General features: G+C 52.0%; 11 protein-coding genes. 3 read left to right on the forward strand and 8 right to left on the reverse strand.

The features are described 5' to 3' along the window. Both Q7V48_05685 and Q7V48_05690 read right to left on the reverse strand, forming a co-directional pair. Nucleotides 1-671, reverse strand: a 671-nt coding sequence (locus Q7V48_05685; GenBank protein ID MDO9210227.1) for a phosphosulfolactate synthase, incomplete at its 3' end; no start/stop codon positions are given. Nucleotides 672-761: 90 nt separating this feature from the next. Beyond that, nucleotides 762-1,445 carry a GntR family transcriptional regulator gene (locus Q7V48_05690; protein MDO9210228.1) on the reverse strand — a complete coding sequence of 228 codons (684 nt, stop codon included), beginning with the start codon at nt 1,443-1,445 and terminating at the stop codon, nt 762-764. Nucleotides 1,446-1,665: 220 nt separating this feature from the next. On the opposite strand from Q7V48_05690, the gene Q7V48_05695 reads away from it, so the two are divergent. From Q7V48_05695 to Q7V48_05705, 3 genes are all read left to right on the forward strand, one after another. Then, on the forward strand, nt 1,666-3,036 hold the full coding sequence (locus tag Q7V48_05695; GenBank protein MDO9210229.1) for an adenylosuccinate lyase family protein: 1,371 nt from the start codon (nt 1,666-1,668) through the stop codon (nt 3,034-3,036). A 238-nt stretch (nt 3,037-3,274) separates the two neighbouring features. Then, the gene (locus Q7V48_05700) at nt 3,275-4,057 is read left to right on the forward strand and encodes an alpha/beta hydrolase (protein ID MDO9210230.1); all 783 of its coding nucleotides are present in this window, start codon (nt 3,275-3,277) and stop codon (nt 4,055-4,057) included. A 143-nt stretch (nt 4,058-4,200) separates the two neighbouring features. Next, on the forward strand, nt 4,201-4,848 hold the full coding sequence (locus Q7V48_05705; GenBank protein MDO9210231.1) for a lactate utilization protein: 648 nt from the start codon (nt 4,201-4,203) through the stop codon (nt 4,846-4,848). Nucleotides 4,849-4,941: 93 nt separating this feature from the next. On the opposite strand, the gene Q7V48_05710 is transcribed toward Q7V48_05705, so the two are convergent. The 6 genes from Q7V48_05710 to Q7V48_05735 form a co-directional block, all read right to left on the reverse strand. Next, nucleotides 4,942-5,310, reverse strand: a complete 369-nt coding sequence (locus Q7V48_05710) for a cupin domain-containing protein (GenBank protein MDO9210232.1) — start codon at nt 5,308-5,310, stop codon at nt 4,942-4,944. A gap of 174 nt (nt 5,311-5,484) precedes the next feature. Next, a complete protein-coding gene (locus tag Q7V48_05715) occupies nt 5,485-6,342 on the reverse strand; it encodes an alpha/beta hydrolase (protein MDO9210233.1) in 858 nt (285 codons plus the stop codon). Between the two features lies 1 nt (nt 6,343). Then, nucleotides 6,344-6,712 (reverse strand): hypothetical protein, encoded by a 369-nt coding sequence (locus tag Q7V48_05720; GenBank protein ID MDO9210234.1) that lies wholly within the window; start codon nt 6,710-6,712, stop codon nt 6,344-6,346. Nucleotides 6,713-6,888: 176 nt separating this feature from the next. After that, a complete protein-coding gene (locus Q7V48_05725; GenBank protein ID MDO9210235.1) occupies nt 6,889-7,611 on the reverse strand; it encodes an HAD family hydrolase in 723 nt (240 codons plus the stop codon). A 7-nt stretch (nt 7,612-7,618) separates the two neighbouring features. Then, nucleotides 7,619-8,617: an aminoglycoside phosphotransferase family protein gene (locus Q7V48_05730; protein MDO9210236.1), complete on the reverse strand. Its 999-nt coding sequence runs from the start codon at nt 8,615-8,617 to the stop codon at nt 7,619-7,621. A 466-nt stretch (nt 8,618-9,083) separates the two neighbouring features. Then, nucleotides 9,084-10,247 (reverse strand): NAD(P)H-dependent oxidoreductase, encoded by a 1,164-nt coding sequence (locus tag Q7V48_05735; GenBank protein MDO9210237.1) that lies wholly within the window; start codon nt 10,245-10,247, stop codon nt 9,084-9,086. Between the last annotated feature and the right edge of the window lie 270 nt (nt 10,248-10,517).

The following is a 10,517-nucleotide window of genomic DNA, read 5'->3' on the forward strand; positions in this document are numbered from 1 at the left end:
ATCATCCAGGCCGCCAGTTCGGGCCACTGCGCGGGGCCCGCCTCAAAAATCAGCTGTTCCTTCCCCACTTCCCGTAACACATCCGTAAAAAATGTGGGGTCCTCTTCCTTGAGTTTAACCAGGTCGCTGTTTTCAATAACCACCTTCTTGGCCCCGGCTTTCAGATCCCGCAGGCTGGATTCGACCACTTCTTTTCGCTCCAAGGGAGCGTCCGGGAATTTCCGTCCTAATTCAGTGAAGACCTCCAGGCCCATGTCCTTGGCCAGGTGGATGAACGCCTCCCGCTGAGAGGAAGGAAGCGGCTGGGAAAGCATGTCTTCGCTGATCTCTACAGCCTGAAGCCCAAGCTGCACGACCCTTTGGAAGAAATCTTTCACCTTTCCTTGCACGGCAGCCACCTCAAAGGCAATGCCCCCCGGAAAGCTTTTGATTCCGCAATCTCGGTAAATGCTGATTTTCTCTTCAATCAATTCCCGGGGATAACTGCTCAGGTAACCCGGATGGTCGGTGAACTTGGCATAGTCCACAATATCGCTGGCGATCATAAGAAAATCCCGTTGATAGCCGGGGGGCAACCCCGGATCCGACATGACCGTCACCCATAAACGTCTCGGTTTGGGTGGTCGCGACGGGATTGGCAAAAAAGGAAAGCCAAATTCTTTTGAACTCATGGGTTCCTCCTGGAAATGACTGTAACTCCTTGCGCTGGTTTCTCTTGCGAATTAACTGTAACCAGAAGATTACCGGCCGGTGAAAAAAATTTAACTACCGAGGGCTGAGGCCATTCGCTCTATGGCCTTGGGCGATAGGATGAGATTCGCTCGGATTAATTTTTCGGCTTTCTCGGGGTTCCCTGCCCGGACGGCGGCCAGGATCTCCTTATGTTGATTTACCACCTGCTCGGCTCGGCCCTTGATTTCCCAAAATATCCGTTTCGGATAGCTGGACCATAAATTCTGGATGAGTTCTACAAGCCTCTGGTTTTGACACGGCTCGTAAAGAAGCAAGTGGAAACGTTCATTCTCCTTGATCATGGCATCCACATCCCTTTTTTGGGCATGCTTGTTGATGTTGTGATTAATCTCTTCCAGACGGGAAAGAAGGTCTTTCTTGATATGCGGGGTGGCTTCCCGAATGGCATAACCTTCCAGGATCTTCCGGATGGCATAAATTTCCTGAATGTCCTTAGGGGAAAAATGGGTAACTTTTGCCCCTTTGTGGAGAATGATCCGGACCAGGCCCTCCCGAGCCAACATATTAATCGCATCGCGGATGGGCATGCGGCTCACTTGGATTTGCTCGGCCAGTTCGGCCTGATTCAAGAAGCTGCCCGGTTTAATCACCCCATTCAAAATGGCTCCTCGAAGGGAGCGATAAACATATTCACTTTTCGAGATAAAGTTTATCGGCGGTGCGAGAAAGTTGCTTCCTGGTTGCGCTCCCATCTTTTCCCCCCAAAGGAATAAGGGTAATGCCGACGGCTATAGACTTTCCAGACCTTTTCCGCATGAATTACGAGGGATCGGTAAACGGGACGATAAAGAAGACATCTTTTCCCTTGACTTTTGCCAGCCAATTGCATATTGTATCCAATATTTGATATTTAGGATATTAATCAGTGCTTTGATCCATGTCAAGCAAAAAATAAATCAAAGGAGGTAGGTTATGAGAAATCAGTCAGTCTTGCTCCAGAATGCCTACGGTTCGGCCGATATGCGACGGATCTTCCATGAGCGCAATATGGTGCAAAAATGGATGGACTTCGAGTCGGCCATCAGCCAGGTGCAGGCGGAATTGGGCCTGATCCCCAAAAAAGCTGCCGATGAGATCACCCGCAAATCCACTCTGGAACATTTGACCCCGGAAATGATCAACGAATTCAAGGTGGATGCCGGGCACCTGATCGTTTCTCTCATCAAGGCTTTTGCCAAGATGTGCGGCCCCGAGGGCGAGCATTACCACGTAGGCCCCACCACTCAGGATATCCTGGACACCGGTCTTACCCTTCTAATCCGCGAAGCTTATAACGTCATTTTTCCGAAAATGATCAAGCTGGAGGATATTTGGTTGGGATTGGCGGAGCAGCACAAACATTCCGTGATGATGGGACGAACCCATGGTCAGCACGCCGTTCCCATCACCTTCGGTTTCAAAGTTGCCTGCTGGGCCTATGAGCTGCGGGATTGCATCGAGCGCTTCAAGGAGATGAGAAAGCGGTTGTTCGTGATGAAACTCTCCGCAGCCTGCGGGGCCCGTAATACCTTTGTATATCTCCTGGGCAAAGAAAAGACCTGGGAAATGGTAAAACGAGTGGCCGAGCGCCTCGGCCTGGGCAACCCGCCGGCCGACCTGGCTTTGCGCACAGACCGCTTCGCCGAATGTACGAACAATTTAGCCCTGCTGGTTAGCCTGCTGGGCAAGATCGGGCTGGAAATCCGAGACCTCCAGCGCACGGAGTTTGGAGAAGTGGAAGAACCCTGGGATTCCGCCAAGCAGTACTCCAGCTCCACCATGCCCAACAAGCGCAACCCCGAGCCCAGCGAGTGGCAGCACGGTTTAGCCAAACTGGCCCGGGCCAATGCCCTGGTGATGATGGATATTCAGATGGCCGGGGAACGGGATGCCACGCGAATGGGACCAGAAATGGCCTGCATCCCCGACAGCTTCGGATATGCCGACGCGGCTCTTAATCAGGCCACCCGCATCTTCAGCAAGCTGGTGGTTCATACCGATCGCATGAAGGAGAACCTTTACCTGCAAAAAGGCATCGCCATGTCCGAAGTGGTCATGCTGAAACTCTGGCAGAAGACGGGGAAGAAGGTCACGGCTCATGCCTTGGTCCACGATGTTTCCATGAAGGCTTTTGACGAGAAAAAATCACTCAAACAGGCGATTCTGGATAACGCGGAAGCTCGCAAACAGTTGACCGATGCTGAGATTGACGAGATCACCAATCCTGAGATCTATTACGGCGATGCCGCTGAGCAGGTCGACTTTGTCAAGGCTTATGTCATGGAACGGCGCAAGACCGACTGAATCGGCAATCTTCCCCGGGAACAAGGCGAGGGCGAATGAGTTAAAAGCCCTCGCCAAACATAATCTTTTTTCTTTGGGATAGTCAGGTTGTAGGGTCCGGATGTCTCTGAAAACCTATTGCGGAGAAAGAGAAGGAGCTTTTTCTGGGTGGGAAAAAGGCAAACATTTGACGGATATAAACTCATGAAGGGGTTGTACCCAGCGAACCTTTGAATCCTCTAAAGGAAAGGAGGCTGAATTGGAAAAATTATCAATCAAATTAGCGGAGGGAAAGATTTCTTACCTTTCTGGCGGCCAAGGGAAAAACATGATTCTGCTGCACAGCCTCAATCTCTCGGCCAAATCGTGGGACCCAGTATTTGAACCCTTAGCCCAAAAATTTACTTTATATGCCTTGGACATGCCGGGCCATGGCGATGCTGATAAGCCTTCCCAAAATTACTTGATTGAGGATTATGCCCAGAGTGTTATCACTTTCATGGATAAATTGAATATTGATAAAGCCATCCTCTGCGGCAACTCAGTCGGCGCCCTGATTGCAGTGGAAATGGCAGCTTCTTACGCGCAACGAGTAGAAAAATTAATCCTGGTCGGTTGTCCGGCTCGGGATTCCTGGGAACGAATGGAGCGGTTGGTTCTGTCAGCTCTCAGCTTCGATGCCGAGGGGAACCCGCGGCCATTTTCCATGGGGGAATTGGCAATGTCTTTCGCTCATCCCACACCGGATTTATTGAATTGGTTCAACCAGGAACGGGCGAAAGCGGGTCAATGGGTCAAAAAGACCATGATCGCTATTTCACTCTATGATGTCTTCCCTAAGCTACCATTGGTGCAATGTCCCACTCTTGTTCTTTTTGGCACCAAGGATATTTTAAGAGAAAAAGAAAAGGTCTTACTCCAGGGAATGAAAAGCTCAAAGAGCGCCTTGATAGAAGATGCCGGGCATGTTCCTCAAGTCGATCAGCCAGAGGCCTTTTATAAGGAAGTAAAGCGTTTTTTGGAATGTAATGAAATTGTATAGGAGTTTCCTTTTTTCAACTTTAGGCACTTTGGGCATTTGACATATATTCTTTACTTTTTCTTAATCATGGCTTTAAAACTCTGTGATCTCTGTGTCCTCTGTGGCTAATTTAAAAAAGCAGCCATCGGTCCCGGGAGAAAATCATGCAGGAAATAGATAAGATTTATTTTCGCAAAAAAATCGGCTCTGTCCTGGAGGCTCTGAAGAAAAAGAAATTTGAAGCCTACTCGTTTGAAACGCCGGCGGAAGCCAAGCGTTTCCTGCTCGAACAGATTAAGCCTGGAGAAACGGTGGGCATCGGCGGTTCGGTGACGCTAAGAGAAACTTTGCAGCTTGTCCAGGAGATCCGAAAAAAAGGGAATACGGTTTATGACCATTGGGAGGCGGACAACGATCCGCAGCGACGGATAGAATTGAAGAGGAGTCACCGGGGCGTGGATGTATTTCTGAGCAGCACCAACGCGATTGCCGCTGATGGCACCTTGGTCAATTTGGACGGGGGAGGAAATCGGGTAGCCAGCCTTTGTTCGGGTCCTAAGCGGGTAATCGTCATTGCGGGAGCGAATAAATTGGTTGAATCGGTGGATGAGGCCATCCGGCGAACACGGAACCGGGCCGCGGTTCAAAGAGTGTTAAGGAGCCATTATAAAACACCCTGTGAGGTCACGGGGGTCTGTAGCGATTGTAATGCTCCCCAAAGGATTTGTGCGGCCTTGTTGATCTTAATGCAGAAGCCCGCCGATATCGACCAATTCACAGTCGTTCTCGTCAATGAGGAAATGGGATATTGAGTAGAGTAAAGAGCAAACCGGAACCCCTTTAGAGGTCCGGATAGATATCCCGGAACATGGCCTTCCGGCCTTTTGCTTTGATCCGGCTCGTGACTAATTTCTCCCGCTTTTCTCTCCTCCCTCGGAAATATTCAGGGTGATCAGAAGGAGATCGCCCGGGCCGGAGTTCTTATAGCCATGCCTCTTCCCGGCGGCAACCGTCAGGGCAGTTCCTTTTTTCAAAGGGATGGTCTGGCCCTCGACCGATGCTTCTCCTTCACCTTCCAGGAGGTAAAAAATATGGGTGTAGGGGTCGATGTGTTCGGGAAACTCCCCGGCCGGATTGGCCAAAGTAAGGCTGGCCTTAAATCCGGAAGGAAAAGTCATCGATGAGAGACTTTTCCGGAAAATACCCTTTGTCTTCCCTCCGAAAGGTTCCCACGGTAACTTATCAAGAATGAGCAACTCAGGATTTCCACCCATTTTTTTCTCCTTTTGGGCCTGCCGCTTTTCTGCGCGGGAGGAATGAATCCAGTGGATTTCCGACGGGGAAAGCCGGGAAAAAGGTTTCAGCTTTTCTTGTCCCGTCAGGAAGATCAGGTTTATCAAGCCTTTCTATCTATATCATCCTAACAAAAGTTATAAGTCGCAACAAGGTCATTTCTGGCTACGAATTTTTTCCAGTACCGGAAGGATATAGCTCCGGAAAAGCTCTGGGTTCTCCGACATTGGGAAATGGCCCATCTCTTTCATGATAATCACCTCGGCGCCCGAGATCATGGCCGCTGTGCGCTTCGTATCCTCCGGTGTGCAGGAATAGTCATACTCGCCAGTCAATAGGTAGACCGGGCAGACCTTCGTGTCAATGCGCGCCATAAAATCGCGAAAGTCGGATTCGGCTCGGTAGAAATAGAAGTAAAGATCACCCTTGAAAACGCCCGGCCCACTCTGCATATACCCCCAGAGCGTCTCCCAGCGCGTTTCCTCCGGACTTTGGGGTGCCAATAGTCCAGAGACCCGGGCAGCGCCCATCTCTCCCCCATGTATATCCGGACGATGTAGCCAGGTGTTGTCAAACCAGGACTGCACTTGATCGGCCGCCTCGAGACCGATGACCGCACGTAATTCCTTCGCATACTCTGCCGCAAGGGGGATGACGATGCGCCCACCCATCGAACAACCCATCACCACCGGACGGTCCAGCTCCAATGCCCGACAGAAGCTTATGATCGCTTCGACATAGGTCTCGGTCGTCAGGCGGTATTCTTCCTCCTGCCAACCAGGCGGCGGCGTAGACTTTCCATGCCACGGCATGTCGAATGCCAGTACCCGGTAATGCTCGGTCACCGCCGGGTCCACCATCAGGTGTCGGTACTGCCGGGTATCCGAGCCAGCCGTGTGCAGGCAAACAAGGGGGATTCCCCTGCCAGCCTCCTCAAAATAGACTCGATAGGGCCGTCCGCCTAGCCTCAGATGCATATAACGACCAACGATAGATTCAAGCTCAGCGGCCATGTCAACACCCCCCCCGCAGTCGCCGCGGTGCGACCAGGATCTCCTTGATGTAGCGAAGATTGGCCATGAACGGATGCAAATCACCTTCGATGCGCGCCTCACCGCGCTTCATCAGGCCCAAAATGTCCGTGTAGCCGGGCCGGGGTACCGGCTCCCAGAGTTTCTCCCAAGCCTCTACCGATGCCCGGACGGCAAAGAGCCATGACCGCGTATAAAAAGGGCCACGTTCCACTGACGTGATGCGCCCCGACTGAATTGAGACGTAATAGGGGACGTCGCCTACCTCAACCAAGAAGTCAACGGTTAGAAACCGGCCCCGCCACACAAGCCGCTCATCCCCGTTTACCAGTTCCGGCAATCTTTCGATCATGTTCACACCTCCTTGCTTGATAAAAACTCGCTTTATGTTTCTTCAAAGGGGCATGGCCTCTGAATGCACTTACAGGAACTTCCCTCTGCTCCACGGTCATCTGACCGGCTTTTTCTCTTTTCCGGCTCGTAACCCGTCAATCTGCTGTGTTGTGTTTCCTCCTTCTTGAGCAGTGCTCATTTTAATGCTTCTACTCCCTTGAGGACATCCTCGAATCGGGGGGCGAAGTAGTCGGGGATCACATTCTCATAGGATTTGGCTCCCTGGTTGGAGTCAACGAAGATGGTCTTGATGCCCAGCTGGCTCGCCCCGTAAATATCCCGGTACATGTCATTACCCACGCAGATCACCTCGGCCGGGATGAGCTTCATGATATCGAGGGACATCTCGATAAGCCTCCTATCGGGTTTCCTGAATCCGTAATACGCGGAGATGATGATAGGGTCGAAGTAGCCGTCCAGTCCTACGGCCTTTATTTCCGGCAGGGCGTAACAGGGCTGGGCATCGGAAATGAGGGCCATGCGGAAGCGGGGTCGCAGATCCTCCAGCACCCTCTTCACGTCAGGGTAGAGTTGGAGACGTTTCCGGGAGATACCCCGGTAGAGCTGGGCGAGGATCCTGGCCAGCTTCCGCCTTGTGGGGGCTGCTTTTATGCCTTCCTGCCCGAGGAAGGTGTTCCAGATGGCCTCTACGTCTATTTCCGGGTATTCCTCGCCACGCTCTTCTTTCTGTTTTTTCATGATCTGGTAGTAACGGTCCCGCACCTCCCACCGGTGCAGGTATACCCCATGATAGGTCAGATAATGGGCAATACCGCGGTAGATCTCTTCCAGAGACTCATCGGTCTCGATGTCGATCAATGTTCCATAGAGATCAAACAGGATGCCTTTTACTGCCATACTGCATCTACCTCAATGTTCCCCTGGCTTCATCCAGTAACTGCCGGCGGTATTTTCCGGTAATCCACGAGTTACGGGCGATGCGGAGGAGGGTAAGTCCCAGGTGAAACGGAACCCGGCGGGTGATGGACGCAAAGGTTCTGTCCCGGTCGGGGAAATGGCAGGCATACTCCCAGAGGAAGTGCCCGATAAAGGGCTCCGCCAGCCACTTGTCGCCGGTGTACTGCATGAAGAAATGCTTGATCTCGCCGGCCACCCGACCCACGTCGAAGACCCGGTCAGCCAGCCTCATCCGCTCCAGGTCGATGGCGATCACCCAGAGGCCATCACCGAACAGGATATTGGTGGGAGTCACGTCGCCGTGGACGAGGACCTGGTTGTCCTCCCACATAAATCCCTTCTCCCGCCACCGGTCCTTAAACTGGTAGAACTCCTGTGCCTCTTCCCATCCGATATGACCCCAGTTTTTCAACTGATCCATAATCCGATCGAAGTAGGAGCAGTCCCTGTTAAAGTCCACCCGGTCTTCGGTGGCAGTCCTGTTGTGCATGGTGGCGAGAAAATAGGCGAGAGCGGTTAGTTTTTGAAAGAGGGCCTCCCTCGCTCCTTCCCAAATCGCTTTGAGGATGAAGTCGTTGAGCGGAGTACCGTAACAGAATTCCTCAACCAGTACGTAGTTGAGGCTGGCATTGTGACTAAGGGGACGAGCGACGTAATGAGGATAGCCGGTAAAGCCGATGCCGCGCAAATGATTAAGATTATTGTATTCTCGCTCCATGTGGCGAAAGGCGGCATCGGGCGAGCGGTCTGAGATAACGCCGAAAAACTTTCCGATAAGGCGAGTTTGACTACGCCGATCTTCGTATAGATAGACATGATTGGATGCCTGAATCATATACACCCGGAAATCAGGGGAGATGCCATTTACGCCGATCTGCGGCAGGATTTCGTAGCGGAGATACCCGTAGAGGGGGTCGTTCTGAGGGAGATGGCCAAGATAATTCATTCAGTTCCTTGTTCATCGAGATCAACAACACTTTTTACCATACCGCCGCCTTCTTTACGGCTCTTTTCTCAGAACGGGGTACGCCCTATCTCGCCTTTATGACACGGGCATCTCTATTTTTTAACAACTTGCTTTGGTACTGGGAGTATACTGGGAAGACGATTGCGGGTCAAGGGAATTTGAGCACAAGCGATTGTGTTGGTTTGGAATCCTTTCAGCGGGGATTCTTCAATAGGCAATAGGATCTGGTCTCAACATTCAACCCAAAGACCTTTTTCTTCTCAAGGAATTTTTGGAATCTACTCTCTTCTTGTATAGCTGCAATCAATCCTTGTCAATTTTCCAATTCCTCAATTTACAAGTTTATGGACATCCCCCCTTACGTCCCCCTTATGCACGTCCCTATTACGCACTTACTTCCATAAGCACGTTCTGCACGAACGTCCCATCCTATTGTTTTTTTATTTCAGCTAGAGAACAGAGTTCTTATTTTCAGCAGAAACGAAAAGTCTCCTTCAGCTTTGTACTGACCGGACATGAAGGCCTTCTGCCCGTCCAGCTCACCCCGGGATATCTTCAGCCACACATCGGCGGGCGTTTTAATGACCAGATTCGGCTTTGCCGCCGGCCCGTCATGGTAGGTGCAGGTCCCGTCGGCAATCGCCAGGTGGGCGACAAAATTCTCTTCTCCGCTCACCTCGAATTGATAGACTGCCTTCAGATCCCCTGCTGCCGAAGGGTTGAAGCCCAGGGGCATCATCTGGATCAGCTCCCTGCAATTCTTGGCCAAGGTTGCCCCCCCTTGGGCTGACTTATCTCGTTCCGGAGCCGGTTGGCCTCTCTTCCTGGCCTTTTGCTCCTGGATCATTTCCTGAATCCAAGCTTCCCGCACTTCCGGGTTAAAGGCGACCTCAGGTTTGGGCTGCTGGACGTACCTTTCGAATCCTTCGTAAAAACCATGCTCCTGCCAATGCTTGAAGTCATGTTTCATAAATACGTCTTTAAAGTCCCTGACCAGCCCGCCCATAAACTGGTAATAATGCAGATCTCGATCCGTGACCGGGTAACGCCGTTTCTCCTTTATAGCACGGGCCAGATCGCGCGCGAGGTCCGCTGCCCTGGCCTCTACCGCCTCCTTTCCCCAGAACCCCCCCGGCTGCGCGGCCATGGCGGTCAAGGTACCCACGGGGAACGCCCCAAACATCCGCAAGTGGAAGGCCAGGTAGCTGGCGGTGTCCGTCTCCCCCAGTCCGGCAGAAACACTGATGGTCAGTCCCGGCTTCCAGGTAGGCCGGGGTTTGTGGCCCAGGGCCAGGCTGCGGTCCAGAAAGGTCTTCATCTGCCCGGTCACATGCATGATATAGACCGGGGAAGCCAGGACCACTCCAGCCGCAGCCAGGAGCCTATCCGTAATCCGGCGATGGTCGTCGTCGATCCAGCATTCCCCTTTCTCCATGCAGAAGGCGCATCCCGTGCAGTAGCGGATTTCGTGGTCCGAAAGGTTGACGATCTCCAGCTCGAATCCTTCCTGGGTGAGGGTGGGACGGAGCATTTCGATCATGAGAGCCGTGTTCCCAATCCCGGAATGAGGGGAGCCATTCACCGCGACAACTGTGGGTTTTCCAGACATCTTCTCTCTCCTCTTATTTTTATTCTTCTCCAGCCCTGCCAAAGAGGTGTCATCATAACATTTTTGATCGGCCCGCGCCACGGGTCATAAAATATGGTCTTATAAATAAAGAACCATTTCGAATCTAAAGCGAGCCCGAAGGAAACTCCGATTTCATTCAGGAAAGCGGGGCTCTTCGGTCTTTCCCGCATCGAGGGTATAATTATGCTGGGGTTAGGGTTTACGGAACTAATCATAGATATAGGGGACGTCATCTAGGGGGCGTATCAT

It is taken from the genome of Deltaproteobacteria bacterium (genome assembly GCA_030654105.1).
GTDB lineage: Bacteria > Desulfobacterota > SM23-61 > SM23-61 > SM23-61 > JAHJQK01.

Bases quoted from the DNA above. Each gene is read 5' to 3' on its own strand.
- Q7V48_05705 (MDO9210231.1), top strand. From the start codon at position 4,201: ATGCAGGAAATAGATAAGATTTATTTTCGCAAAAAAATCGGCTCTGTC.
- Q7V48_05710 (MDO9210232.1), bottom strand. From the start codon at position 5,310: ATGGGTGGAAATCCTGAGTTGCTCATTCTTGATAAGTTACCGTGGGAA.
- Q7V48_05725 (MDO9210235.1), bottom strand. From the start codon at position 7,611: ATGGCAGTAAAAGGCATCCTGTTTGATCTCTATGGAACATTGATCGAC.
- Q7V48_05695 (MDO9210229.1), top strand. From the start codon at position 1,666: ATGAGAAATCAGTCAGTCTTGCTCCAGAATGCCTACGGTTCGGCCGAT.
- Q7V48_05720 (MDO9210234.1), bottom strand. From the start codon at position 6,712: ATGATCGAAAGATTGCCGGAACTGGTAAACGGGGATGAGCGGCTTGTG.
- Q7V48_05715 (MDO9210233.1), bottom strand. From the start codon at position 6,342: ATGGCCGCTGAGCTTGAATCTATCGTTGGTCGTTATATGCATCTGAGG.
- Q7V48_05735 (MDO9210237.1), bottom strand. From the start codon at position 10,247: ATGTCTGGAAAACCCACAGTTGTCGCGGTGAATGGCTCCCCTCATTCC.
- Q7V48_05690 (MDO9210228.1), bottom strand. From the start codon at position 1,445: ATGGGAGCGCAACCAGGAAGCAACTTTCTCGCACCGCCGATAAACTTT.
- Q7V48_05730 (MDO9210236.1), bottom strand. From the start codon at position 8,617: ATGAATTATCTTGGCCATCTCCCTCAGAACGACCCCCTCTACGGGTAT.